22 protein-coding genes and 3 tRNA genes are annotated in these 24,704 nt (G+C 55.6%); 21 read left to right on the plus strand and 4 right to left on the minus strand.

What is annotated here, in order from left to right; genetic code table 11:
- Positions 1-2 precede the first annotated feature (2 nt).
- From B9Z41_RS01090 to B9Z41_RS01140, 11 genes are all read left to right on the plus strand, one after another.
- Positions 3-1,169 (plus strand): ABC transporter substrate-binding protein, encoded by a 1,167-nt coding sequence (locus B9Z41_RS01090; RefSeq protein ID WP_100144139.1) that lies wholly within the window; start codon positions 3-5, stop codon positions 1,167-1,169.
- Complete coding sequence (locus tag B9Z41_RS01095) at positions 1,166-2,029, plus strand: branched-chain amino acid ABC transporter permease (protein ID WP_255408392.1); 864 nt, start codon at positions 1,166-1,168, stop codon at positions 2,027-2,029. The genes B9Z41_RS01090 and B9Z41_RS01095 overlap by 4 nt, the downstream gene beginning before the upstream one ends.
- Positions 2,029-2,997, plus strand: coding sequence for a branched-chain amino acid ABC transporter permease (locus B9Z41_RS01100; RefSeq protein ID WP_100144141.1), 969 nt, complete (start codon positions 2,029-2,031; stop codon positions 2,995-2,997). Before B9Z41_RS01095 ends, B9Z41_RS01100 begins: the two co-directional genes overlap by 1 nt.
- Positions 2,994-3,761 carry an ABC transporter ATP-binding protein gene (locus B9Z41_RS01105; protein ID WP_100144143.1) on the plus strand — a complete coding sequence of 256 codons (768 nt, stop codon included), beginning with the start codon at positions 2,994-2,996 and terminating at the stop codon, positions 3,759-3,761. Before B9Z41_RS01100 ends, B9Z41_RS01105 begins: the two co-directional genes overlap by 4 nt.
- Complete coding sequence (locus B9Z41_RS01110; RefSeq protein ID WP_100144145.1) at positions 3,754-4,500, plus strand: ABC transporter ATP-binding protein; 747 nt, start codon at positions 3,754-3,756, stop codon at positions 4,498-4,500. Before B9Z41_RS01105 ends, B9Z41_RS01110 begins: the two co-directional genes overlap by 8 nt.
- Before the next feature lie 29 nt (positions 4,501-4,529).
- Positions 4,530-5,579 (plus strand): aromatic ring-hydroxylating dioxygenase subunit alpha, encoded by a 1,050-nt coding sequence (locus B9Z41_RS01115; protein WP_100144147.1) that lies wholly within the window; start codon positions 4,530-4,532, stop codon positions 5,577-5,579.
- On the plus strand, positions 5,576-6,541 hold the full coding sequence (locus B9Z41_RS01120) for a PDR/VanB family oxidoreductase (protein ID WP_100144149.1): 966 nt from the start codon (positions 5,576-5,578) through the stop codon (positions 6,539-6,541). The genes B9Z41_RS01115 and B9Z41_RS01120 overlap by 4 nt, the downstream gene beginning before the upstream one ends.
- A gap of 151 nt (positions 6,542-6,692) precedes the next feature.
- Positions 6,693-7,067, plus strand: coding sequence for a polymer-forming cytoskeletal protein (locus tag B9Z41_RS01125; RefSeq protein WP_100144151.1), 375 nt, complete (start codon positions 6,693-6,695; stop codon positions 7,065-7,067).
- A gap of 46 nt (positions 7,068-7,113) precedes the next feature.
- Positions 7,114-8,124 carry a M23 family metallopeptidase gene (locus B9Z41_RS01130; protein WP_158236105.1) on the plus strand — a complete coding sequence of 337 codons (1,011 nt, stop codon included), beginning with the start codon at positions 7,114-7,116 and terminating at the stop codon, positions 8,122-8,124.
- 103 nt (positions 8,125-8,227) lie between these two features.
- On the plus strand, positions 8,228-8,563 hold the full coding sequence (locus B9Z41_RS01135) for a polymer-forming cytoskeletal protein (protein WP_158236106.1): 336 nt from the start codon (positions 8,228-8,230) through the stop codon (positions 8,561-8,563).
- 37 nt (positions 8,564-8,600) lie between these two features.
- Positions 8,601-9,362 (plus strand): RodZ family helix-turn-helix domain-containing protein, encoded by a 762-nt coding sequence (locus tag B9Z41_RS01140; RefSeq protein WP_100144157.1) that lies wholly within the window; start codon positions 8,601-8,603, stop codon positions 9,360-9,362.
- 57 nt (positions 9,363-9,419) lie between these two features.
- Here the strand turns inward: B9Z41_RS01140 and hemH are convergent, their stop codons facing one another.
- Positions 9,420-10,520, minus strand: coding sequence for a ferrochelatase (hemH, locus tag B9Z41_RS01145; RefSeq protein WP_233202450.1), 1,101 nt, complete (start codon positions 10,518-10,520; stop codon positions 9,420-9,422).
- Positions 10,521-10,539: 19 nt separating this feature from the next.
- Between hemH and B9Z41_RS01150 the strand changes: the two genes are divergently transcribed.
- Entirely contained in the window at positions 10,540-11,235 is a 696-nt protein-coding gene (locus B9Z41_RS01150) for an HAD family hydrolase (protein ID WP_100144161.1), read from the plus strand.
- On the opposite strand, the gene hpnE is transcribed toward B9Z41_RS01150, so the two are convergent.
- From hpnE to B9Z41_RS01165, 3 genes are read right to left on the minus strand one after another with little or no spacing between them, the layout of a single operon-like run.
- Positions 11,197-12,462 carry a hydroxysqualene dehydroxylase HpnE gene (hpnE, locus tag B9Z41_RS01155; protein ID WP_100144164.1) on the minus strand — a complete coding sequence of 422 codons (1,266 nt, stop codon included), beginning with the start codon at positions 12,460-12,462 and terminating at the stop codon, positions 11,197-11,199. The genes B9Z41_RS01150 and hpnE overlap by 39 nt on opposite strands.
- Before the next feature lie 12 nt (positions 12,463-12,474).
- Complete coding sequence (hpnD, locus tag B9Z41_RS01160; protein ID WP_100144166.1) at positions 12,475-13,314, minus strand: presqualene diphosphate synthase HpnD; 840 nt, start codon at positions 13,312-13,314, stop codon at positions 12,475-12,477.
- Positions 13,315-13,346: 32 nt separating this feature from the next.
- Entirely contained in the window at positions 13,347-14,102 is a 756-nt protein-coding gene (locus tag B9Z41_RS01165) for a squalene/phytoene synthase family protein (RefSeq protein WP_100144168.1), read from the minus strand.
- 82 nt (positions 14,103-14,184) lie between these two features.
- Here B9Z41_RS01165 and B9Z41_RS01170 point away from each other — a divergent pair, with 82 nt between their 5' ends.
- The 9 genes from B9Z41_RS01170 to B9Z41_RS01210 all read left to right on the plus strand — a co-directional run bounded on the left by B9Z41_RS01170 (position 14,185) and on the right by B9Z41_RS01210 (position 24,678).
- Positions 14,185-15,294, plus strand: a complete 1,110-nt coding sequence (locus B9Z41_RS01170) for an efflux RND transporter periplasmic adaptor subunit (protein WP_100144170.1) — start codon at positions 14,185-14,187, stop codon at positions 15,292-15,294.
- An 8-nt stretch (positions 15,295-15,302) separates the two neighbouring features.
- Positions 15,303-18,404: an efflux RND transporter permease subunit gene (locus B9Z41_RS01175; protein WP_100144172.1), complete on the plus strand. Its 3,102-nt coding sequence runs from the start codon at positions 15,303-15,305 to the stop codon at positions 18,402-18,404.
- A 78-nt stretch (positions 18,405-18,482) separates the two neighbouring features.
- Positions 18,483-18,569, plus strand: a tRNA-Leu gene (locus B9Z41_RS01180).
- 62 nt (positions 18,570-18,631) lie between these two features.
- Positions 18,632-19,942: a trigger factor gene (gene tig / locus B9Z41_RS01185; RefSeq protein WP_100144174.1), complete on the plus strand. Its 1,311-nt coding sequence runs from the start codon at positions 18,632-18,634 to the stop codon at positions 19,940-19,942.
- Positions 19,943-19,968: 26 nt separating this feature from the next.
- Complete coding sequence (gene clpP, locus B9Z41_RS01190) at positions 19,969-20,577, plus strand: ATP-dependent Clp endopeptidase proteolytic subunit ClpP (protein WP_100144176.1); 609 nt, start codon at positions 19,969-19,971, stop codon at positions 20,575-20,577.
- Positions 20,578-20,694: 117 nt separating this feature from the next.
- Complete coding sequence (clpX, locus tag B9Z41_RS01195; RefSeq protein WP_100144178.1) at positions 20,695-21,960, plus strand: ATP-dependent Clp protease ATP-binding subunit ClpX; 1,266 nt, start codon at positions 20,695-20,697, stop codon at positions 21,958-21,960.
- Between the two features lie 57 nt (positions 21,961-22,017).
- Positions 22,018-24,432, plus strand: coding sequence for an endopeptidase La (gene lon / locus B9Z41_RS01200; protein WP_100144180.1), 2,415 nt, complete (start codon positions 22,018-22,020; stop codon positions 24,430-24,432).
- 52 nt (positions 24,433-24,484) lie between these two features.
- Positions 24,485-24,560: transfer RNA gene (locus tag B9Z41_RS01205), tRNA-Gly, on the plus strand.
- 44 nt (positions 24,561-24,604) lie between these two features.
- Positions 24,605-24,678 (plus strand) — tRNA-Cys (locus B9Z41_RS01210).
- The last annotated feature ends 26 nt before the right edge of the window (positions 24,679-24,704 follow it).

A 24,704-nucleotide genomic window follows, 5' to 3' on the forward strand; every position in this document is an offset into this window, starting at 1 on the left:
CCATGCACAAACGTTTTTTCTTGAGCGCCGTGACGGCCGCCGCCATGGTGGCTTGTGTCGGCAGCGCCATGGCACAAGACAAGTTCAAGATTGGCTTGATCTTGCCTATGACCGGGCCGTTTGCTTCGACCGGTAAGCAAATTGAAGCGGCAGCCCGCTTGTACATGGCGCAAAACGGTGACATGGTGGCTGGCAAGAAGGTGGAGTTGATTGTCAAAGACGACACCAGCGCACCGGACGTGACCCGTCGCATTGCGCAAGAGATGGTGGTCAACGACAAGGTGAATGTGTTGGCTGGTTTTGGCCTGACGCCCTTGGCCTTGGCCACAGCGCCGATTGCCACCCAATCGAAAACACCGCTGGTGGTGATGGCTGCGGCCACCTCCAGCATCACCGAAGCGTCGCCTTACATCGTGCGCACCAGCTTCACCGTGCCTCAGGCGGCGGTGGCTTTGGCCGATTGGGCGCCCAACAACGGCATCAAAAAAGTGGTGACCTTGGTGTCGGATTTCGGCCCAGGCATTGATGCCGAAAAGTTTTTCAAAGACCGCCTCACGTTCAATGGCGGCCAAGTGATCGAGACCTTGCGCGTGCCGTTGCGCAACCCTGACTTTGCGCCCTTTTTGCAAAAAGTGCGTGACCTCAAGCCCGATGCCTTGTTTGCTTTTGTGCCGTCCGGCGCGGGTTCTGCTTTGATGAAACAGTTCGCCGAGCGCGGCATGGACAAAGCGGGCATCAAGATGATTGGCACCGGCGACATCACCGATGACGACATCTTGAACAGCATGGGCGACGTGGCTTTGGGCGTGGTGACATCACACCACTATTCGGCATCCCACAACTCGCCGTTGAACAAGAAGTTTGTGGCTGCATTTGAAAAGGCGAACAACGGCCTGCGTCCCAACTTCATGGCCGTGGGCGGCTACGACGGCATGCGCGTGATTTACGAAGCTGCGAAAGCTACCAAGGCGGGTTCGGGCGAGGCCTTGCTCAACGCCATGAAGGGGCAAATTTTTGAGAGTCCACGTGGCCCCATGTTCATCGACGCGCAGACCCGGGATGCGGTGCACAACATCTACATCCGCAAGGTGGAGAAGGTCAACGGTCAGCTCTACAACCAAGAGTTCTCGACCCTCAAAGACGTCAAAGACCCAGGAAAAACCAAGTGACCATTCTGTTTGACGGCATCGCCTACGGCATGCTTCTTTTTATTCTGGCGGTGGGCCTGTCGGTGACGATGGGCTTGATGAATTTCATCAACCTCGCGCATGGTGCTTTTGCCATGGCAGGGGGGTACCTGACGGTGGTGCTGATGCAGCACTACGACGTGCCATTTTTGGTGTGTTTGCCGGTGGCTTTTGTGGGCACGGCCTTGTTGGGCGCGGTGCTTGAGCGCACGCTGTATCGCCCTATGTACAGCAAGCCGCACTTGGACCAGGTGTTGTTCTCGATTGGCCTGGCCTTCATGGCCGTGTCCTTGGTGGACTACTTCATCGGTTCACAGCAACAAATCATGCAACTGCCCGAGTGGCTCAAAGGCCGCACCGAGCTGTGGGACGGCGCTTTGGGCATGGGGCATTACCGCCTGTTCATCATTGCGGTGTGCGCGGCGCTGACCTTGGGCTTGCAGTATGTGCTGTCGGCCACACGTTTTGGCAGCCGCTTGCGCGCCAGTGTGGACGATGCGCGGGTGGCCGCAGGTTTGGGCATCAACGTCAACGTGGTATTTGCTGCCACCTTTGCGGTGGGCTCGGGACTTGCCGGGTTGGGTGGTGCACTTGGCGCTGAGGTGTTGGGTCTGGACCCCACGTTCCCGCTCAAGTTCATGGTGTATTTCTTGATCGTGGTGGCCGTGGGTGGCACCTCGTCGATCACGGGGCCGTTGCTGGCCGCGCTGCTGTTGGGCATTGCCGATGTGGCGGGTAAATATTACGTGCCCAAGTTGGGCGCATTCATTGTGTATTCGCTGATGTTGGTGATTCTGATTTGGCGTCCCCAAGGTTTGTTTGTTCGCCAAGGAGGTAAGTGATGACTGCACGTGACTCTTTGTTGAACACCGCACGCTTCAAGGCGTGGGAGCCGTTGTTTTGGGCGCTGGCCTTTGCGGCACCGTGGGCTGTGTCGCAGCACGCCTTGATCGTGAACGAGATTGCCATCGTGGCCTTGTTCGGTGTGTCCCTGGATTTGGTGTTGGGTTATGCCGGCATCGTGTCGTTAGGGCATGCAGCCTTTTTGGGTTTTGGCGCATACACCGCTGCACTGTTTGCCAAGTTGGTGATGCCTGATCCTTTGGTGGGTTTGCTGGTGGGCACCGTCGCGGCAACAGGCTTGGGCGCTTTGTGCTCGATGACGATTTTGCGTGGCAGCGATTTGACGCGTTTGATGGTCACCTTGGGCATGGCTTTGATCTTGTTGGAGCTGGCCAACAAGCTGGACTGGTTGACGGGCGGCGCCGATGGCTTGCAGGGCGTGGTGCTCGGGCCTGTGCTGGGACGTTTTGAGTTCGATTTGATGGGCCAAACCGCCGCTTGGTATTCGCTGACGGTGCTGTTGTTGTTGTTTGTGTTGGCGCGTCGTTTGATTCATTCGCCTTGGGGTGCCACGCTGATGGCGGTGCGTGACAACCGTTTGCGTGCGATGGCGATTGGTATCCACGTGCATGCACGTTTGGCCGTGGTCTATACCGTGGCAGCGGGTATCGCGGGTGCAGCGGGGGCGTTGATGGCACAGACCACGGGCTTTGCCTCGCTGGATGTGTTCTCTTTGGAGCGCTCTGCTGACGTGATGCTGATGTTGGTGATTGGCGGTGTGGGTTGGTTGTACGGAGGTGTGGTGGGTGCGGTGGTGTTCAAGCTCATGCACGACGTGATCTCCAGCATCACGCCGCAGTATTGGACGTTTTGGATCGGCCTGTTCCTGGTGGTCTTGGTGCTGGTGGGGCGTGAGCGTCTGATTCGGCCTTGGACTTGGTTCTCAAAGAAAGGCGGTGCGGCATGAGCACGCAAGAGATCGTCTTGAAGACGGAGGGCTTGGTCAAACGCTTTGGCGGGATCACGGCCACCGACCATGTGAATCTGAGTGTGACCCGTGGTGCACGCCACGCCTTGATCGGGCCGAACGGGGCAGGCAAAACCACCTTGATCAACCTGATGACGGGTGTGTTGCCCGCTACGCAAGGCCGCATCACGCTGGAAGGTCAAGACATCACCCATTTGGCACCGCACCAACGTGTGCGACGCGGCATGGTGCGGACGTTTCAAATCAACCAGCTCTTCAACAGCATGACGCCGCTGGAGACTTTGGCCATGGTGGTGTCGCAGCAGCGTGGTTTGGGCAACCGCTGGTGGCAAGTGTTGGGCAGCAACGAGACGGTGGTGGCGCGCTGTGAGGAATTGCTGGCCATGTTCCGCTTGAGTGAGGTGATGAACCAACGCACCGAGCATTTGGCCTACGGCAAGCGCCGTTTGTTGGAGATGGCCATTGCCTTGGCTTGTGAGCCGCGTGTGTTGTTGCTCGACGAGCCCGTGGCGGGTGTGCCCGCAGGCGAGCGCGAAGAACTGCTGCAAACGGTGGCGGCTTTGCCCAGCGATGTGTCGGTGCTGTTGATTGAGCACGACATGGATCTGGTGTTTGGCTTTGCCAACCGCATCACAGTGTTGGTGAATGGTGCGGTGTTGACCGAGGGGACACCGCAAGAAATTGCCAACGATCCGCAAGTCAAGGCGGTGTATTTGGGCCATGGGGAGAGCGCGCATGTCTGATTTGCTGCAAGTCGAAAACCTGAGCGCCGGGTATGGCGAAGCAGTGGTGTTGAACGGTGTGAGCTTTTCTTTGGCAGAGGGTGAAACCTTGGCTTTGCTGGGGCGCAACGGCACGGGCAAAACCACCTTGATGGACACTTTGGCAGGGGCCACGCGTCAGCACGGCGGACGCATTGTGTTGGGCGGCGAAACCTTGAGTGGGATGCCATCGCACCAGCGCGCAGCTGCCGGCATTGGCTGGGTGCCCCAAGAGCGTTGTATTTTTAAATCGCTCACGGTGCACGAAAACTTGACCGCGGTGGTGCGTCCTGGACGTGCGGGCCACAGTGCCAAACCGTGGACACCTGAGCGGGTGTATGAGATGTTTCCGCGCTTGGCTGAACGCAAGACCAATTTGGGCACGCAGTTGTCGGGCGGTGAGCAGCAAATGTTGGCTGTGGGCCGCGCCTTGGTGCTCAACCCGCGCTTGCTGTTGCTGGACGAACCCCTGGAGGGTTTGGCACCGATCATCGTGGAAGAGTTGCTGCGTGCAATTGCGCGTATCACCCGCGAAGAAGGCCTGTCGGCCATCATTGTGGAGCAGCATCCGCAGGCCATCTTGGCCATCAGTCACCGCGCAGTGGTGCTAGACCACGGCAGTGTGGTGCACACCGGCAGCGCCGAGAGTTTGCTGGACGCACCTGAGTTGCTGGACCAATTGCTGGGTGTAGCCCGCGTGGATACAGCGCAGGTTGCCTGATCACTGAAACAAGACACAAGGAGTTGGCGATGTTTTTGAAAAATACTTGGTACGTGGCCTGTTCGGCTGCAGAGATCACGGACAAGCCTTTGGGCCGAAAAATTTGTGGCGAGAGCATGGTGTTCTACCGTGGTGATGGCGGAAAAGCTACCGCGCTGGAAGATTTTTGCCCGCATCGCGGCGCACCTTTGTCTCTGGGGTTTGTGTGTGAAGGCAAGCTGGTGTGCGGCTACCACGGCCTGCAAATGGGCTGTGATGGCAAAACGGTCTCCATGCCTGGGCAACGTGTGCGGGGCTTCCCAGCCATTCGCAGCTTTCCCGTGGTGGAGCGCTACGGTTTTGTCTGGGTGTGGCCAGGCGATGTGAGCTTGGCCGATGAAAGCCAAATGCCGGTGTTCGAGTTTTTCGATAACCCGGCTTGGGCTTATGGCGGCGGGCTGTATCACATTGGCTGCGACTACCGCTTGATGATCGACAACCTGATGGACTTGACGCACGAGACCTATGTGCACGCCAACAGCATCGGGCAAAAAGAGATTGACGAAGTGCCTTGCACCACCAAAACCGAGGGTGACTTGGTGGTGACCAGCCGTTTCATGGACGGCATTTCTGCGCCCCCATTTTGGAAGATGGCTTTGCGCGGCAACGACCTGCCCGATGACCAGCCGGTGGACCGTTGGCAGATTTGCCGATTCTCGCCGCCGAGTCACGTGATGATTGAAGTGGGCGTGGCCTTGGCCGGCAAAGGTGGCTACAACGCGCCGGATGATATCAAAGCTTCGAGTGTGGTGGTGGACTTCATCACGCCTGAAACCGAAACGTCTATTTGGTACCACTGGGGCATGGCACGCAAATTCAAGCCCAACGATGCGGAGCTGACCGCAACCATTCGCGAAGGCCAAGGCAAAATTTTTGGCGAAGACTTGGAGATGTTGCAGTTGCAACAAAAAAATCTGCTGGCCTATCCGACACGTGAATTGCTCAAACTCAACATTGACGCGGGTGGTGTGCAATCGCGCCGCGTGTTGGACCGTTTGATCGCGCAAGAGCAGGGCGTGGCTGTTGAAGGTGCCGCATGACTGCTCAGACTTTGAAGGTGCGCGTGGCGCACAAGCGCGACGAAGCGGACGGTATTTGTTCTTTGGAACTGCTGCCTGTGGAGGGAGGCGTGTTGCCAGCCTTCACGGCGGGCGCGCACATTGATGTGCACTTAGGTTCAGGCTTGGTGCGTCAGTATTCTTTGTGCAACCCACCCAGCGAGACGCAGCGTTACCAAATTGCCGTGTTGCGCGACCCTGCCTCTCGCGGTGGGTCAGAAGCGGTGCATGCACAGGTGAAAGAAGGTCAGCTGCTCGAGATCAGTGCACCCAAGAACCACTTCCCGTTGGCGACCGATGCCAAGAAGCACCTGTTGTTGGCGGGTGGCATTGGCGTGACGCCGCTGATGGCGATGGCCGAACAGCTCTCGAACGACGGTGCTGACTTTGCCTTGCATTACTTTGCGCGTTCAGCCAGCAAGGCTGCATTTGTCGACCGCTTTGCCGCGTCAGCGTTTGCGTCTCGCGTGCACACCCATTGGGACGATGTCCCGCAGGATCCGCCAGTCAGTTTGGCTACCTTGATTGGGGTGCCGCAAGCCGGGCAGCACTTGTATGTGTGTGGACCCAAGGGCTTCATGGATGCGGTGTTGGCCACAGCGCGCGCGCAGTCTTGGCCTGAAGACCAATTGCACTTTGAATTTTTTGGCGGTCAGGTGGTGCATGACGCAACGGATGCCGCATTCACCGTCAAGATTGCCAGTTCAGGCCAAGAAATTCAGGTGGGGGCAGACCAAACCGTGGTTGACGCCCTGCACAAAGCAGGCGTCGATGTGCCAATTGCCTGTGAACAAGGCGTTTGTGGCACCTGCTTGGTTCGGGTGTTGGAGGGTATTCCTGACCACAAAGACCTGTACCTGACCCCTGAGGAGCAAGCAGCCAACGATCAATTCACCCCTTGCTGCTCGCGTTCCAAAACAGCTGTGTTGGTTTTAGATTTGTAAGTCTTTGTTTCTAAAATTTTAAGAAATACTTTCAAAAAGTGCTCTAAGTTATTGCTGTGAATCACTTTTTTTTGCCATATTGAAGAATATAAACCTCCTTCTTATGTAGTTTTTGGCAGTTTATTTGCTAAAATCAAAAGAAGGAGTTTTTATGTCCAATCAGTCTGATTCGCTTGAAAGTGTTGTTATTGGTGACGGCGTGGTCGTCAAAGGCACGTTCACTGTGCCTTCAAAAGCCATCATCAATGGTGTGATTGAGGGCGATTTGACTGCAGAAGAGGTGTTGATCGGCCCAACAGGCAAGATCACTGGGCGTGTGTCGGCCAAAGTGATTGATGTGCGCGGTCAGTTGCACAACACCATCATCAGTGAGAAAAGCTTGATCGTTCGCTCCACTGGCAAGATTGCTGGCAAAGTCCAGTACATGGAAATTGAGATCGAAAAGGGCGGCGAAATCGAAGGAACTTTGAGCCAAGGGGCAGACGGTTCTGCGGTGAGCATCGGCGGTACGGCACCAGCCGTCTGACGCGCTTTCTCTCATGTTGATTCGTCGACTCATTAGGGGTGCCCGCATGCTGCCCGGACTGGTGTCCGATGGATGGACGCGTCAATACGAAGACGCTCGCATCATCCTGGAGCAAAACGGAGATGTCCATTATTTGAATGTGACCGCGCGGGTGCAACGTGCTTTGGTGCGTTCTGGCATCGTGGTCACAGGAGCCATGCTGATTGCAATTTTGGTGTTGTTGTTCACCAGCGTCAGCCTGATGATGAGTCGTGCCAAATTGGAGCGCTCACATGAAGAGGTGTACCGTGCTTTGTTGAGCAGTGCCGCAGATTCAGAGCAGGGTGAAGTGCTGTCGATGAACGATGAGCAAATGGTCGCGTTGGCTCAAACCATCCGTGATCGAGACATGAGCATCCGCCGTTTTGTAGACACGTCGATGGTTGCTGTGTCACAAGAGAACGTGACGATGAAGTCGCAACTGGAGTCTTCCGGATTGACCGAGAAGATTGTCAAGATCATTCAGCAAAACGCAGCCAATGGTGGTTTCAACATCGATGACGATGTGAAGGGTAACCCGTTGTTGCGTGGCAAAGTGGCAGACCAGTTGGCCACCAACCGTTCTTTGCGCGAGGTGTTGTATGCCTTGCCTAGTTTGATGCCTGTGCCCAATTACAGCGTCACCTCAGATTTCGGCATTCGTCGCCACCCGATCACGGGTCAGACGCATTTCCACACAGGCTTGGATATGTTGAGCCAAACAGGCGATGAAAAAGTGCACCCCGTCAAGCCTGGCATTGTGGTGTTGGCTCAATACCACCAGCAGTACGGCAACACAGTGGTGATTCGCCACACCAATGGCGTGGAATCTTTGTATGGGCATTTGGCCAACATCGATGTGAAGTTGGGTGACAAAGTCACCACCGACTCGGTGCTGGGCAACATTGGCAGCACAGGGTCTTCGTCAACGGGCAAGCATTTGCATTTGGAAATCTTGATTGGCGGCTATCCCGTCAATCCTCAAAAAGTTATACGGACGGCACAATATGTTCAACAAATCCAAAACCAGCAACACTAATCTCCCCAGCGACAGCGCCTCAGAGCTTAGCGTTGAGAACGATGTGCAAGAGTCGGCTCAGCAGGCCGCTGCGTCAGCACCTGTTATTTCACAGAGAAACACCATGATGGACATGATTTCAACCACCGCTTCCAAGCCGTCTATCCTGAGTGAAGGCTTCTCCTTCCGTGGTGAAATTTCTGCCAAAGGTGCGATTCATGTGGAGGGTTCGTTGAACGGCCAAATCCAGGTGGATGAGCTCACGATTGGTGCACGCGGTCAGGTTGACGGGGTTGTGACGTGCAGCAGTTTGCATATCAAGGGCAAGTTTTCAGGCACGGCCACTTGCAACGAGTTGATCGTGACTTCTTCTGCATCTGTTGACGGCCACGTGGTATACCAAACACTGTCAGTCCAGAAGGGCGCATCGATCAAAGGTGAACTGCTGCTGGTGAAGTGATCAGCTTGACTTGTCACTTTTTGACTCTTAGGTCGCCATGACACCAGTTGAACAAGAATCCACCATCAATGGTGCTGCCCTGCGTTTGGCCCGTGAGGCGCGTGGTTGGACCTTGAGTGACATGGCGACGCGCTCTTGCATGTCGATCCGTCAGATTCGTCAGCTGGAAGAGGGCGGCTCTAGTTCTTTTTACAGTGTCAGCGTCAAACTCACAGCCGTTAAAAAAGTTGGCAGTTTATTAGGGCTGACGCAAGAGCAATGGTTCATTGCACCTGCCGTGGCCTTGTCGACGGAGACGGCGGTGGCCATGGTGTCGCAAGCTGAAACTGATGCATTGACCCACGTATCGTCTTTCTCAGAGTCGCCGCCGACAGCGCTTGAGGCCGGTTCAGACACCCCGATGTTTATTCCGCCACCGCAAAACGAAGCCTCGGTGTCAGCATCAAAACCCAAAGTTTCCCTGTGGGCTATTTTGGGTCTGTTTGCAGCGGCTTTGGGTGTGGCAGTCGTGATGCGACCCGCGCCTGAGTCTGTTGCCACAGAGTCCGCACCGCCTCCGGTGCTGATGGTGCCAAATGGTGAGCCAGAGGCGGCGGACAAGGTCGCCACTGCTTCTGATGTTGCACCTGTTGTCGAGGCGGCCAGCGCCGCCGTGACGTCTGCCGCTGCAAAGGTGTGGACTTCAGGTGTGACGGCATCTGCCAGTGCAGCGCGGCCCGCGGCGTCAAATGCTGTAGCGCCTGCGTCTGCCTCTGCGGCTTCCGCACCGGTTACAGCGGCGTCAGCCAAATCTCTTTGATTGCTTGCGCGGGGTGCAGCAAAGCTGCGCGTCCCGCAGGGCGCATGTATCACCCGTTTATTGCTTAGCCCCTAACGCCAAAGCCTCTTGACGACTGATCTCCAGTGCTTCTGCTGTAGCTGCCGGCATAGGCCATCCTGCCATGTGTTGCAGGCATAAGCTGCGCATGGCATCTACCCACTGCGGGCTGTCGTTGAGGCACGGGATGTAGTGGAAGGTGTCTCCGCCTGCGGCATGAAACGCTTCTTGGGCTTCTTGCGCGATTTCTTCCAAGGTTTCTAGGCAGTCACTGGTAAAGCCGGGACAAATCAAATCTACCCGTTTCACACCTTGTTGTGCCATGGCGATGAGGGTGGGTTCTGTGTAGGGCTCCAGCCACTTGGCTTTGCCAAAGCGCGATTGAAAGGTGACTTGGTATTGGTCTTTGCGCAGCCCCAAAGCCTCGCCCAAAAGACGCGCCGTTTTGTAACACTCGCAATGGTAAGGGTCGCCCAACTGCAGGGTGCGCTCAGGCACGCCATGAAAGCTCATCACCAACCGTTCAGCTTGACCGTGTTCAGCCCAGTGGTGGCGCACGCGCTCGGCCAACGCGGTGATGTAGCCTGGATCGTCATGGTAGTGGTTGATGAAGCGAAACTCAGGGAGCAGGCGAGTCTGTAAGCCCCAGCTGTAGACCGCATCGAACACGCTGGCGGTGGTGGTGCCAGAGTATTGCGGGTAGGCAGGCAGCAGCAGAACGCGCGTGGCACCCTGGGCTTTGAGCGCGTTGAGTTGAGTAGGGATGTCGTGGCTGCCATAGCGCATGGCGTAATCGACGATCACATCTTGGCCATGTGCATGGAACGCTTGTTGCAAGGCTTGGGCCTGACGTTCAGTCCAGACCTTGAGGGGGGAGCCTTCAGCGGTCCAAATGCTCGCGTATTTCTGAGCCGACTTGGCAGGACGAATACGCAAGATGATGCCGTGCAGGATAGCCAGCCAGATCAGGCGTGGAATTTCTACCACGCGTCGGTCACCTAAAAATTCAGCCAAGTAGGTGCGCAGGGCCTTGGCCGTTGGGGCGTCAGGGGTCCCCAGGTTGCACAGCAAGACGGCGGTGCGCGGGGCTTGTCCATGGCGGAACGAGGGTTCGGGGGAGAAAGCAGGTTTAAACAGCATGCGGTATTCTCGCCCAGCCATGATTGACCCCACCCAAATACACGCCATCACGTTCGACCTCGACGACACCTTGTGGCCCATTGCGCCCACCATCGCCCATGCAGACCAAGTGCTTGCCGAGTGGCTGGCCACCCATGCGCCGCAAACAGCGCGCTTATCTGCCAATTTGGAGGTGCGACGCGAGATTCGTGCTTTGATTGATGCCCGTCATCCCGAGCGCAGCCATGACTTGAGTTTTTTGCGTTTGGCATCGATTCGGGAGAGCCTGCGCCGTGCAGGTGAGGCTGAGCATTTGGCTGAGGCTGCGTTTGATGCCTTTTTTGCCGCACGCAACCAGGTATTTGTGTTCGACGGGGTGGTGCAGGCCTTGTCGCGTTTGGCAGCACGCTATCCCTTGGTGGCGGTGTCTAACGGCAATGCAGATGTGTTTCGCACGCCAGTGGGGCCTTATTTTCAAGCCTCGGTGAGCGCACGTGACTGCGGTGTGGCCAAGCCCGATCCGCGCATTTTTGAAGCTGCGGCACGCCAACTCGGTCTGCCCCCAGAAGCGGTGCTGCACGTAGGTGACGATGCCTTGGCTGATGCGGTGGGCGCACGTGGGGTGGGCATGCAGACGGTCTGGGTCAATACCCATGCCCGTGATTGGACACACGACTCGCCCCAGCCCTTGACCTTGTCAGAGGTGACGCAACTGTGCGATTACCTGTTGCCCTGAACGTACTGCGCCTTCCAGGGTCGACGGGTAGGGCCCCCGAACGTAGTCGCCGCAGGCAAAGAGGTGAGGTGCAATGCAGGTTTCAGGCCGCACGAGATCGGGCAGGCAGGCCAGGGTGGCTTGTTTTTCGACCACAGTTTGCACGATGCTGAGATGCAGCCAGCCCAATTGCTGAGCGACTTGCTGTTGCACACGTTCAGCGATGTCGTGGCGTTCTCCCTGACTGGCGCTGACCACGCAGGCCAACAAGCCGGCTTGTTGTGTCAACACACCGCGATCAAACACAAACTGAGCTGGCTGCTGGGCACTGCTGTGCAGGGCCACCATGGGCTGAGTGAGGCCTGCAAACGCTTTGTCTGTGCAATGCAGGTAGACGGTGGTGATCGCGGTGTGCGTGAGGGCTGCTGCCTGTTGTGACCAATGCGGATGCTGTGTTGCGGTCAAACGCGCTGCTTCTCGCGCGGTGCAGGCCAGCACCAGAGCTTGCCCTGGCTGAGGTTGAAACTCTGGGAGCATCATGTCTTCGGCGGTGATGCGATGGCCCAGGTGAATGTGCGCACCTTGCCTTTGTAACCAGCGCAGGCAGGTTTCGGGGAACAAAGCGCCAAGGTCGCACGTGGGTATTAGCAGATCAGCACTGCCCGGGCCACCCAATAGTGCGTCGTGCAGAACGCGTAAAAAAACCAGGGCACTGGCTTCGTGCAAAGGTGTGTTGAGTGCCGACAGGCACAACGGCTCAATCAGTTGTTCACATACGCTGGGTGACAATTTGCTGTGAGTACACAACTGGGTCACTGTCCAGTCACTGGGGCATATGAAGCCATTGCGGTGCCATTGCCAACAGGCGTAGAGCAGATGAGTTTTGTCATGCCAGGTCCATCCACGTGCTCGTGCGATGCCTGCCAGCACGTTCCAAGGCGCGGGGCCATCGGGCAATGCGAGCCCTTGACCGTTGGCAAATTGCAGGTTCAGTGGCATGCGCTTGAGCAAGGCTTCGGGTTCTAAGCCCACTGTGCGCATCAAGGCCAGTGTGTCTCGGTAGGCGCCAATCAACACGTGTTGACCGTTGTCGAGTGGATGACCAGCAAAGGTCTGTGGCAGTTTGCGGGCGCGTCCTCCGCTGATATGGGCTGTTTCGTAAAGGTGGACCTGCATGCCATGCTGCACGGCAGCGACTGCAGCAGCCAGTCCAGCCCAGCCGGCGCCCACGATGCGGACTTGTTTCATGGACACCCTGGTTTAGAAGCGCCCGAGAGCTTGCATCTTCCAGGCCAGCCAGAGCTTGCGCAGAGGTGTCAGTGCCACACGCTGTTGCAGCACGGGAAATTTCTGGGCTTCGATTTCCCGCAACAATGTGCGGTAGATGCTGGCCATCATCAACCCCGGTTTTTGGGTTTGCCAATCTGCAGTGCGCAGTTGGCCCAAAGCCTGGTCGTACAAGGCATGGGCACGTTGGGCTTGGAACTGCATCAGCGCTTGAAAGCGCTCTGAGTCAAGACGGTTGAGCACCTCGTGTGCTTTCACATCGAATTGCTGTAATTCAGACATCGGCAGATAAATGCGTCCACGCAAGGCGTCTTCGCCCACATCACGGATGATGTTGGTGAGTTGAAATGCCTGCCCCAGCGTGTGTGCGTAATCGGTGGTGGCGGGATCCGTCTGGCCAAAGATTCGTGCCGATACCTCGCCAACAACGCCGGCGACCAAATGGCAGTATCGGGTGAGGTTGGGGTAGTCGAGGTAACGGGTTTGTGTGAGGTCCATTTCGCACCCCTCGATCACTGACTGCAACATGGTCTCTTCAATGCCGAATTCTGCACACAGTGGTTGCAGAGCTTGCATCACTGGGTGCTGTGGATGACCCGCGAAGGCTTGGTGTACTTCGTTGCGCCACCAAGCCAGTTTGGTCTGCGCGACGCCTGGATCGCTGACTTCATCCACCACATCGTCGACCTCGCGGCAAAACGCATAGAACGCTGTGATCGCTGCACGTCGCTGAGGTGGCAAAAACAAGAAAGCGTAATAAAAGCTGCTGCCTGAAGCCGCAGCTTTTTGTTGAACGTATTGTTGAGGTGTCATGAAGGACCCATTATCTGGGTTGTTGAAGACGGCTACATGCGCAAGCAACGCCAGGCAATGCACAGCAGATCTGTACGGTTGAGGCGAGGGCGATTTTGCTCAGCCTCCAGTTTGTCCAAAATTCGCAGTCCGCCTTGGACAACTGCACGCAGCTCCCATCCTGCGCGCCCTTGGACACGCTTGGCCAAAGGCGCGCCCTGGTTCATCAGCGCGCGAGCAAACTGGAGTTCTTCTTCAAGGGCGTGAGCTTGTGGCAAATAGTTGCGCCCACGTGCTAAATCAAGTGGGCGGTCTTGCCAAAAATTGATCAGTTGCAACGCGGTGCAAATGGCATCGCTTTGATGCAGCGAGGTGTTGTCACTCACCCCGTACAAATGCAGCATCAGCCGCCCTACGGGGTTGGCTGAGCGACGGCAGTAATCCAGCAGTTCAGCGCGGTTGCGGTAGCCTTGACCGACGCTGGTATAGACCACGTCTTGTTCGAAGGCATCCAATAAATCGTGCAGAGGTTGGGCTGGCAACTGATGCTGTTGGACGGCATGTGCGAGGGCCGCAAATAACGCGGGCCAGCGTTGGCTTGGTGTCGTTGAGCCTGCTAAGCAGAGGTTTAAATCTGCGCGGTATTCGGCCAAGTCGTTGAGGCGGTGGTGTGCCGGGGCGTCACCTTCGTCGGCGATGTCGTCAGCCGTACGGGCGAAGTGATACAGCGCCGCCACGGCGGGGCGCAGATGGGCCGGACACAGCCAGGACGCAACAGGGAAATTTTCGTAATGATCAATGCTTGCCATGTGAAGAGGGATTGTCGCTTGACAGTTTTTTTTCACTCGCTAGAATTACTAACCAGTCAGTCATTAAATTTTTGAATACTTTATGCCGTACAAATTCTCTACTTTGATTTACTTTGTGGTGTCTGCCCTGTGTGCGCTGATGCTGTCGGCTTGTCATAAGGCTGAACCTTTGCAAGAACCTGTGCGCGCTGTGAAGGTCATGACCGTGGGGTCGGTGAGTTCAGATTTGGATTTGGAATTTTCGGGTGAGATTCGTGCGCGCGTGGAGACAGGTTTGGGTTTTCGCATCGCTGGAAAATTACTCAGCCGTTCAGTCGAATTGGGACAACGTGTCAAAGCAGGCCAAGAGCTGGCGCACATTGATGCACAAGACTACCGTTTGGCATCTGATGCCACAGCAGCACAAGTGTTGGTGGCGCAGACCAACCGTGATTTGGCTGGGGCTGATTTGAAGCGTTATCAAGATCTATACAAACAAGGCTTCATCAGTTCGGCCGAGTTGGAGCGTCGTGAGGCCGCGTACAAATCTGCTCAGGCCCAATGGCAACAGGCGCAAGCCCAAAACGCAGTGCAAGGCAACCAGTCAAGCTACACCCGCTTGCTGGCGGATGGCGCAGGCGTGATCACTGCGGTGGACGCCAGTGCAGGTCAAGTCTTGGCCGCCGGCCAGTCGGTGGTAAGGCTGGCGCTGGACGGTCCACGGGATGTGGTGTTCTCGGTGCCAGAAGACAAACTGCCGGCCCTCAAACCAGGAAGCGTTGTGGCGGTTCGGCTGTGGAACAGCGGCAAAACCTTGCAAGCCAAAGTGCGTGATGTATCCGCCAGTGCCGATCCTGTGACCCGCTCTTTCGTGGTCAAAGCGATGTTGCCGTCTGGCTTAGGGCGCGATGAGGCCGATGTGGTGCTGGGTGCTACCGTGACGGTGACTTTGCCTTCTATGGCGGCTGCGTCTGGTGTTGCCGTGGTGAAGTTGCCCACCAGCGCCTTGCGTCAAGAGGGCGGTGCGACATCGGTCTGGTTGCTTGACCCGCAAACCATGACGGTGAAACCACAAGCGGTCGATGTCCATACTGCTGATGGCAACGATGCTGTGGTCAGCGCCGGGCTGAAGAATGGCGACCAAGTGGTGGTGTCGGGCGTGCATGTGCTGAACCCGGGACAAAAGGTCTCGCTTTACCAGGCCCGCAAGTGAGATTGAGCATGAATAAATTCAACTTATCTCAATGGGCCCTGGAACATCCTGCGCTGACCCGCTACCTGATGGTGGTGTTGATGGTGTTGGGCATCGCAGCCTATTTCCAGTTGGGTCAAGACGAAGACCCGCCTTTCACCTTTCGTGCCATGGTGGTTCGTGCCTATTGGCCTGGTGCCACGGCGCAGCAAGTGGCAGAACAAGTGACTGATAAATTGGAGCGAACGCTGCAAGAGGTTCCTTATGCGGACAAGATCCGCAGTTACTCCAAGCCAGGTGAGTCACAAATCATTTTTCAACTCAAAGACTCAACAAAACCCAGCGATGTGCCCAATGCCTGGTACACCGTACGAAAAAAGATTGGCGACATTCGTTACACCTTGCCAGCGGGTGTGCAAGGCCCTTTTTTCAATGACGAGTTTGGTGATGTATTTGGTGTGATTTATGCACTGGATGCGCCAGGTTTCACGCCTGCCGAAGTGAAACGCTTTGCCGACGATGTGCGGCAACAGCTGCTGCGCGTGCCTGATGTGGCCAAGGTGGAACAGTTTGGCGTGCAGGACGAAAAGATATTCATCGAAATTCCACAAAAGCGCTTGGTGCAGCTTGGCCTCGACTTGAATGCGGTGCTGGCACAGTTGGGACAAGAAAACGCTGTCGAGAACGCGGGGTCGGTGCAAGCGCCTCTGGATGTGTTGCAAGTGCGTATTGAAGGCCAGTTCGAGACGGCGGAGCAATTGCGAGCCATGCCGATTCGCGGCAGCTCGGGCCAACAGTTGCGCTTGGGGGATATTGCCACTGTGCAGCGTGGCTACATTGATCCGCCCTCTGTCAAAGTGCATCACCAGGGCCAACCTGTGATTGCCTTGGGTGTTTCAATGGCCAAGAAGGGCGACATCATCGCTTTGGGTAAATCGCTCAAGGTCGCGACTCAAAAAATAGAACAAACTTTGCCTGCAGGGGTGCGACTTGTGCAGGTACAAGACCAGCCCAAGGCCGTGATGAGCTCCGTGGGGGAGTTTGTTCAAGTGCTCATTGAGGCTGTCTTGATTGTGCTGTTGGTGAGTTTCGTGTCGCTCGGCCTGCACAAAGGTGGACGGTTCGGCTGGCATGTAGACATTCGCCCGGGTTTGGTTGTGGCCATCACGATTCCTTTGGTGTTAGCCATGACTTTTTTGGCGATGCATTATTTAGGCATTGGTCTACACAAAATCTCTCTCGGATCTTTGATCATCGCTTTGGGCTTACTGGTGGACGACGCCATCATCGCCGTGGAGATGATGGTGCGCAAAATGGAAGAGGGCTATGACCGTGTGCGTGCGGCCACCTTTGCCTATGAAGTCACCGCCATGCCGATGTTGACAGGCACGTTGATCACCGCCGCTGGTTTTTTGCCCATTGGCATGGCCAATTCAACGGTGGGTGAGTACACCTATGCCATTTTTGCGGTGACCGTGGCTGCGTTGGTGCTGAGCTGGTGGGTGTCGGTCTACTTTGTGCCTTACTTGGGGACCTTGTTGCTGAATGTGAAGCCCCATGCTGAGCACGAGTTGTTCGATGGCCCGTTCTACACGCACTTTCGCCGGGCGGTGATGTGGTGTGTGGTGCATCGCTGGAAGGCCATTGGCATCACTGTGTTGTTGTTTGTCTTGGGGCTGGTGGGGATGGGGCGTGTGCAACAGCAGTTCTTCCCCGATTCGAGTCGCCCCGAAATTTTGGTGGATCTGTGGTTTCCTGAAGGCACCTCTTTCAAACTCAACGAGAGCGTGACGCAAGCGGTGGAACAGCGCTTACTCAAAGAAGCCGGCGTGCAAACAGTCAGTTCTTGGATTGGCTCAGGTGTTCCACGTTTTTATTTGCCACTCGACCAAGTATTTCCGCAGACCAATGTGTCGCAGTTGATCGTGGTGCCAGAAGATTTGAAGCGTCGAGAGTCCTTGCGCTTGGCGCTGCCTACCATGTTGGCGCAAGAATTTCCTGAGGCGCGTGCCCGTGTAAAGCTGTTGCCCAGCGGGCCACCCGTTGCATACCCCGTGCAATTTAGGGTAGTGGGACCTGATCCCAAGGTTTTGCGTGAACATGCTGACGAGGTCAAGGCAGTGATGCGTGCTAACAGCGCAGCGCGTGGCGTGAACGACAACTGGAATGAATCGGTGAAAGTGATTCGCTTGGAGGTTGATCAGGCCAAGGCGCGTACCTTGGGCGTGACTAGCCAATCGTTGGCCCAAGCTGCCCGTACGTTGTTGGTCGGCTCCACGGTTGAGCAATTCCGTGAAGACAACAAACTGATTGACATCGTCTTGCGTCAACCCGTCGATGAGCGTGACGCCATCAGTGACCTGACCAATGCATATGTCCCGACGGCCAGTGGTCGCATGGTGGCGCTGACGCAAATCGCCAAACCCGTGTTTTCTTGGGAGCCTGGGGTGATGTGGCGTGAAGGGCGTGAATACGCGATCACGGTGCAGTGCGACATCATTGAAGGTTTGCAAGGAGCGACGGTGACTGATCAGCTGCTACCAGATCTTCGAAAGTTGGAAGCGCAATGGTCACAAACCCAAGATTCAGGCTATCGCATTCAGGTCGCGGGTGCGGTGGAGGAGAGTGCCAAAGGCTCAAGCTCCATCTCGGCAGGGATGCCGATGATGTTGTTCATCACCTTCACCTTGTTGATGCTGCAGTTGCAAAGCTTCAGTCGTGCGCTGCTGGTGTTTTTGACTGGGCCGCTGGGATTGGCCGGAGTAGCCGCAGCCTTGCTTGCGCTGGATCGCCCCTTTGGCTTTGTCGCGTTGCTGGGTGTGATCGCGTTGATGGGCATGATTCAGCGCAATTCGGTGATTTTGATTGATCAAATTGAACAAGACCGTGCCAACGGGGTGGCGGCTTGGGAGGCCATTGTGGAAGCCGCTGTGCGGCGTTTGCGACCGATTGTGTTGACTGCAGCCGCCGCCGTATTGGCCATGATTCCTCTCACCCGCAGCGTGTTTTGGGGGCCTATGGCTGTGGCCATCATGGGGGGGCTGGCGCTGGCAACGGTGTTGACCTTGTTGTCTTTGCCCGCCATGTACGCTGCCTGGTTCCGAGTCGAGCGGCCAAAACCAGCGGCGTAAACGGATAAAATAATAGGTTGACCGATTTCAAGCGGGTGGTCTTGCACAAAGACCGCCCGTTGTTCTTTGAAAAAACCCGCGCGGGTGGCGAAATTGGTAGACGCACCAGGTTTAGGTCCTGACGTCCGCAAGGATGTGCGGGTTCGAGTCCCGCCCCGCGCACCATGATTCATGGCAACTGGCCCATTGAGGGCTGTTGCTGACAATGCCAATTTAGGAGAAACCGCATGGCTGTGACCGTTGAAACTTTGGAAAAACTGGAACGCAAGATCACCCTCACGTTGCCGGTGGATGTCATTGCCAAGGAAGTGGATGCCCGCCTCAAGCGCGTCGCCCGTCAAGTCAAGATCGACGGCTTTCGCCCCGGCAAGGTGCCGATGAACATCGTGGCACAACGTTATGGTTATTCCACCCACTACGAAGTCATGAACGACAAGGTGGGCGAAGCTTTTGCAGCTGCCACCAATGAAGCCAAGCTGCGTGTCGCTGGTCAGCCCCGTATCTCTGAAAAAGAAGCCTCTCCAGAGGGCCAAATGGCTTTCGAGGCGATTTTCGAGGTGTACCCTGAAGTCAAGATGGGTGACTTGGCCAGCATTGACGTGGAAAAAGCTTCTGCTGAAGTGACCGATGCCGCCATCGACAAAACCATTGAAATCTTGCGCAAACAGCGTCGTACCTTCGCGCAGCGTGGGTTGACGGGGGCGGCTGAGGACAGTGACCGCGTGACCATTGACTTTGAAGGCAAGATTGACGGAGAGCCTTTTCAAGGCGGCAAAGCCGAAGACTTTCAGTTCTTGCTTGGCGAAGGCCAAATGCTCAAGGAATTTGAAGATGCGGTGCGCGGTATGAAGTCGGGCGAAAGCAAAACCTTTCCGCTGAATTTCCCCGCCGACTACCACGGCAAAGAAGTGGCGGGCAAACAAGCCGACTTCTTGGTGACTTTGAAAAAGGTTGAAGCAGCTCACATGCCAGAAGTGACCGACGAGTTGGCCAAGTCCTTGGGCGTGGCTGATGCCACCGTAGCAGGCTTGCGCGCTGACATCAAAAACAACTTGGAGCGCGAAGTGAAGTTCCGCTTGCTGGGCCGCAACAAGCAAGCTGCTTTGGACGCTTTGGTGACTGTCGCTGAACTCGATTTACCCAAGGCCAGCGTGCAAGCTGAGCTGGACCGCATGATCGAAGGCGCCCGTGCAGACTTGAAAGCACGTGGCATCAAAGATGCTGACAAAGCCCCCATCCCTGACGACGTGTTCCGCCCACAAGCTGAAAAGCGCGTTCGCATGGGCTTGGTGGTGGCTGAGTTGGTGCGCAATCATGAGTTGCACGCCACAGCTGAGCAGATCAAAGCGCACATCGAAGAGTTGGCCTCAAGCTACGAAAAACCTGCCGATGTGGTCAAGTGGTATTACAGCGACATGAGCCGTTTGGGCGAAGTTGAAGCCATCGTCATTGAAAACAATGTGACCGACTTCATCTTGTCTAAGGCGAAAGTCACGGCCAAAGCCGTGTCATTCGACGAATTGATGGGCCAATCCTGATCTGTCTTCGTCAACAAGGAAACACTATGAGCGCACTGGACACACAAGCCCTGGGAATGATTCCCATGGTGATCGAGCAGTCGGGCCGCGGCGAGCGGTCTTATGACATTTATTCACGCCTGCTCAAAGAGCGCGTGATCTTTTTGGTCGGTCCAGTCAACGACCAAACCGCCAATCTGGTGGTGGCGCAGTTGTTGTTTTTGGAAAGCGAAAACCCTGACAAAGACATTTCGCTCTACATCAACTCACCTGGCGGCTCTGTGAGCGCGGGCATGGCGATTTTTGACACGATGAATTTCGTCAAGCCTCAAGTCTCCACCCTGTGTATTGGTATGGCCGCCAGTATGGGCGCGTTCTTGCTGGCTGCAGGCGAGAAGGGCAAGCGCTTCTCGTTGCCTAATTCGAAAGTCATGATTCACCAGCCCCTTGGCGGTACGCAAGGCCAAGCCACCGAAATCGAAATTCACGCCCGTGAAATTTTGAAAACACGTGAGCAGCTCAACCGTATCTTGGCTGAGCGTACAGGGCAACCACTTGAGAAAATCGAGCGTGATACCGAACGTGACTACTACCTGAGTGCTGACGAAGCCAAGGACTACGGCTTGGTCGACCAAGTGATCAACAAACGCGCCTAATACGCAGCGTTTGGTTTCTAAGGCGGCGTCTTTTTTGGGTCATCGTACCCATAAGCGCCGCTTTTGATTTGGGTATCATCGACTCAACATTTTTTAGCACCTTCTCAAAGCAATTTCATGGCCGACAAAAAAGGCGCTTCTGGCGAAAAAAACCTCTACTGTTCTTTCTGCGGTAAGAGTCAGCACGAGGTAAAAAAGCTCATTGCAGGACCTTCGGTCTTTATTTGCGATGAGTGCATCGATTTGTGCAACGAGATCATTCGAGACGAGTTGCCTGCTGGCGATCTGGCCGCAGAGACACGCGGTGATTTACCTACCCCGGCAGAAATCAAAGCGAACCTTGACAACTACGTCATTGGACAAGAGCCTGCCAAACGCACCTTGGCTGTGGCGGTGTACAACCACTACAAGCGCTTGAAGCACAAAGAAGGCGCTAAAAAAGAAGATGTCGAGCTCTCCAAAAGCAACATCTTGTTGATCGGCCCTACCGGGTCTGGCAAGACCTTGCTGGCCCAAACCATGGCACGCATGTTGGACGTGCCGTTCGTCATGGCCGATGCCACCACCTTGACCGAAGCCGGTTACGTCGGTGAAGACGTTGAAAACATCATTCAAAAATTGCTGCAAAGCTGCAACTACGACGTTGAGCGCGCGCAGCGTGGCATTGTGTACATCGACGAAATCGACAAGATTTCGCGCAAATCTGACAACCCATCCATCACCCGCGACGTATCAGGTGAGGGGGTGCAGCAGGCCTTACTCAAGTTGATTGAGGGCACCATGGCCAGCATTCCACCGCAGGGTGGGCGCAAGCACCCCAACCAAGACTTTTTGCAAATTGACACGACCAACATCTTGTTCATTTGTGGCGGTGCATTTGCCGGTCTTGAGAAAGTGATCGAAAGCCGTACCGAAGCTTCCGGCATTGGTTTCGGTGCCACGGTCAAGAGCAAAGAAAGCCGCAGCTTGACCGAAGTGTTCGGTGAGGTGGAACCGCAAGACATCATCAAGTTTGGGTTGATTCCAGAACTTGTGGGTCGTATGCCTGTGGTGGCGACCTTGGCCGAGTTGACAGAGGACGCCTTGGTGCAAATCTTGACTGAACCCAAGAATGCCTTGATCAAGCAATACGGCAAGCTGTTTGCGATGGAAGGCGCTGAGCTTGAAGTCCGCCCCAGTGCCCTGCGAGCAATTGCTAAAAAAGCCTTGGCGCGTAAAACTGGTGCCCGAGGTTTGCGTTCCATCCTTGAACAATCGCTGATCGACACCATGTTCGAATTACCCAACACAACGAATGTCGAGAAAGTGGTGGTTGAAGAAGCCACCATCGACGAAAATAAACCCCCTTTGTTGGTGTACCGAGAGGCCGCCAAAAAGGCCTAAAAGATTCATCTCGGGGACGGCGAAAGTGCTTGTCCCCTTTTTATTGGAAGGCTGACCATGTCTGGACAACCCCCGCTGCCTGCTACCCCGATCGATCTGCCACTGCTGCCCTTGCGCGATGTGGTGGTGTTCCCGCACATGGTGATTCCGCTGTTTGTCGGGCGCCCCAAGAGCATCAAAGCGCTCGAATCTGCCATGTCCGCGGATCGGCGCATCATGCTGGTGGCTCAAAAAGCTGCCGCCAAAGATGAGCCATCCGTCGCTGATATGTTCGAGGTCGGGTGCGTTTCCACCATCTTGCAAATGCTCAAACTGCCTGACGGCACTGTCAAAGTGTTGGTCGAGGGGCAGCAACGCGCACGCGTAAACGGTATCGAAGATGGCGAATCGCATTTCACGGCCAATTTGACACCTGTGGAGGTGCTCGCCGCCGAGACCGATAGCGAGGTTGAAGCTCTGCGCCGCGCTGTGATGCAGCAGTTTGACCAGTACGTCAAACTGAACAAAAAGATTCCTCCAGAAATCTTGACCTCCATTGCCAGCATTGACGATCCCGGTCGTTTGGCCGACACCATCGCGGCGCACTTGCCACTCAAGTTAGAAAACAAGCAAGTGGTGCTTGATTTGGCTTTGGTGCGTGATCGTCTGGAAAATCTGTTCGAGCAACTCGAACGGGAAGTGGACATCCTCAACGTTGATAAAAAAATCCGTGGCCGTGTGAAACGCCAGATGGAAAAAAACCAACGCGATTTCTACCTCAACGAGCAAGTCAAAGCCATCCAAAAAGAATTGGGCGAAGGCGAGGAGGGTGCAGACATTGAAGAGATCGAGAAAAAGATCAAAGCTGCACGCATGCCTGTTGAGGCCCGCAAGAAGGCTGATGCAGAGCTGAAGAAACTCAAGCTCATGTCTCCTATGTCGGCTGAAGCCAGTGTGGTGCGTAACTACATTGATGTCTTGGTGGGCTTGCCTTGGAGCAAAAAAACAAAAATCAAACATGACTTGGGCAATGCCGAAGACGTGCTCAACGAGGACCACTACGGGCTCGACAAGGTCAAAGACCGCATCTTGGAATACCTCGCGGTTCAGCAACGCGTTGACAAAGTCAAAGCCCCTATCTTGTGCTTGGTGGGACCTCCTGGCGTGGGTAAAACCTCGCTTGGTCAATCCATTGCCAAGGCGACTGGGCGCAAGTACGTGCGCATGGCTTTGGGTGGCATGCGCGATGAAGCAGAAATTCGTGGCCATCGCCGCACCTACATTGGTGCGATGCCTGGCAAGGTCTTGCAAAGCTTGACCAAAGTGGGCACACGCAACCCCCTGTTCTTGTTGGACGAAGTGGACAAACTCGGAACAGACTTCCGTGGCGATCCATCCAGCGCTTTGCTCGAGGTATTGGATCCGGAGCAAAACAACAAGTTTGGGGATCACTATGTTGAAGTCGACTACGACCTCAGCGACGTGATGTTTGTTGCTACATCCAACTCAATGAACATTCCCCCTGCGCTGTTGGACCGCATGGAAGTCATTCGACTGTCGGGCTACACCGAAGACGAAAAAACGCACATTGCCATGAAATATCTGCTGCCTAAGCAGATGAAAAACAACGGTGTGAAAGACGAAGAGTTGGTGGTGGACGAGTCTGCTGTGCGCGATATCGTGCGCTACTACACAAGAGAAGCAGGCGTTCGTTCGCTCGAACGCGAGTTGTCCAAGATTTGTCGCAAAGTGGTCAAGGCCTTGCTGCTCAAACAAATGAAGCCACAGGTCAAAGTGGATGCTGACAATTTGCCCGACTTCTTAGGGGTGCGCAAATACACCTATGGTCGTGCAGAACAGCAAAACCAAGTGGGGCAAGTGGTGGGTCTGGCATGGACGGAAGTTGGAGGCGACTTGCTCACCATCGAGGCTGCCATCATGACGGGCAAGGGCACCATCACACGCACAGGCTCTTTGGGCGATGTGATGAAAGAATCTGTTGAAGCCGCTCGCACCGTCGTGCGCAGCCGAGCACGTCGTTTGGGTATTTCTGACGACTTGCTTGAAAAACGCGATATTCATATCCACGTTCCAGATGGTGCGACCCCGAAAGATGGTCCTAGCGCAGGTGCTGCGATGACCACTGCTTTGGTTTCGGCCTTGACAGGTATTCCTGTGCGCGCTGATGTGGCAATGACCGGTGAGATCACGCTGCGCGGTGAGGTGACAGCGATTGGCGGTCTCAAGGAAAAACTCTTGGCTGCTCTACGCGGTGGGATTAAGACGGTGTTGATCCCAGAAGAGAACATCAAAGATTTGCAAGAGATCCCCGAAAACGTGAAAAACGGCTTAGAAATCGTGCCTGTCAAGTGGATCGACAAAGTGCTAGAGATCGCTCTTGAGCGTATGCCCACGCCGTTGCCTGACGAAGCGCCTGCTTTAGCGGCAACAGCGGCCACGGAAACGCCCAAAAACGAAGCGGTCAAGCATTGATTTTTGTAAGCGCTTGTGTTTCGCTTTAAAAACGCGTTACAATAGCGGCTCTGCGGGAATAGCTCAGTTGGTAGAGCGCAACCTTGCCAAGGTTGAGGTCGCGAGTTCGAGCCTCGTTTCCCGCTCCAAATTGACAAGGGAAGCAACCGCTTCCCTTTTTCGTCAAAGACATGGCGCGATAGCAAAGCGGTTATGCACCGGATTGCAAATCCGTTTAGCCCAGTTCGACTCTGGGTCGCGCCTCCAAATAAAAGCCGTTACTGATTGATGCA

The organism is Limnohabitans sp. JirII-31 (genome assembly GCF_002778315.1).
In the GTDB taxonomy this organism is placed as follows: domain Bacteria; phylum Pseudomonadota; class Gammaproteobacteria; order Burkholderiales; family Burkholderiaceae_C; genus Limnohabitans.

Bases quoted from the DNA above. Each gene is read 5' to 3' on its own strand.
- B9Z41_RS01135 (WP_158236106.1), top strand. From the start codon at position 8,228: ATGATGGACATGATTTCAACCACCGCTTCCAAGCCGTCTATCCTGAGT.
- B9Z41_RS01140 (WP_100144157.1), top strand. From the start codon at position 8,601: ATGACACCAGTTGAACAAGAATCCACCATCAATGGTGCTGCCCTGCGT.
- hpnD (WP_100144166.1), bottom strand. From the start codon at position 13,314: ATGACACCTCAACAATACGTTCAACAAAAAGCTGCGGCTTCAGGCAGC.
- B9Z41_RS01090 (WP_100144139.1), top strand. From the start codon at position 3: ATGCACAAACGTTTTTTCTTGAGCGCCGTGACGGCCGCCGCCATGGTG.
- B9Z41_RS01100 (WP_100144141.1), top strand. From the start codon at position 2,029: ATGACTGCACGTGACTCTTTGTTGAACACCGCACGCTTCAAGGCGTGG.
- B9Z41_RS01150 (WP_100144161.1), top strand. From the start codon at position 10,540: ATGATTGACCCCACCCAAATACACGCCATCACGTTCGACCTCGACGAC.
- hpnE (WP_100144164.1), bottom strand. From the start codon at position 12,462: ATGAAACAAGTCCGCATCGTGGGCGCCGGCTGGGCTGGACTGGCTGCT.
- tig (WP_100144174.1), top strand. From the start codon at position 18,632: ATGGCTGTGACCGTTGAAACTTTGGAAAAACTGGAACGCAAGATCACC.
- B9Z41_RS01125 (WP_100144151.1), top strand. From the start codon at position 6,693: ATGTCCAATCAGTCTGATTCGCTTGAAAGTGTTGTTATTGGTGACGGC.
- B9Z41_RS01120 (WP_100144149.1), top strand. From the start codon at position 5,576: ATGACTGCTCAGACTTTGAAGGTGCGCGTGGCGCACAAGCGCGACGAA.
- lon (WP_100144180.1), top strand. From the start codon at position 22,018: ATGTCTGGACAACCCCCGCTGCCTGCTACCCCGATCGATCTGCCACTG.
- B9Z41_RS01175 (WP_100144172.1), top strand. From the start codon at position 15,303: ATGAATAAATTCAACTTATCTCAATGGGCCCTGGAACATCCTGCGCTG.
- clpX (WP_100144178.1), top strand. From the start codon at position 20,695: ATGGCCGACAAAAAAGGCGCTTCTGGCGAAAAAAACCTCTACTGTTCT.
- B9Z41_RS01130 (WP_158236105.1), top strand. From the start codon at position 7,114: ATGCTGCCCGGACTGGTGTCCGATGGATGGACGCGTCAATACGAAGAC.
- B9Z41_RS01110 (WP_100144145.1), top strand. From the start codon at position 3,754: ATGTCTGATTTGCTGCAAGTCGAAAACCTGAGCGCCGGGTATGGCGAA.
- hemH (WP_233202450.1), bottom strand. From the start codon at position 10,520: ATGCTGTTTAAACCTGCTTTCTCCCCCGAACCCTCGTTCCGCCATGGA.
- B9Z41_RS01170 (WP_100144170.1), top strand. From the start codon at position 14,185: ATGCCGTACAAATTCTCTACTTTGATTTACTTTGTGGTGTCTGCCCTG.
- B9Z41_RS01165 (WP_100144168.1), bottom strand. From the start codon at position 14,102: ATGGCAAGCATTGATCATTACGAAAATTTCCCTGTTGCGTCCTGGCTG.
- clpP (WP_100144176.1), top strand. From the start codon at position 19,969: ATGAGCGCACTGGACACACAAGCCCTGGGAATGATTCCCATGGTGATC.
- B9Z41_RS01115 (WP_100144147.1), top strand. From the start codon at position 4,530: ATGTTTTTGAAAAATACTTGGTACGTGGCCTGTTCGGCTGCAGAGATC.
- B9Z41_RS01105 (WP_100144143.1), top strand. From the start codon at position 2,994: ATGAGCACGCAAGAGATCGTCTTGAAGACGGAGGGCTTGGTCAAACGC.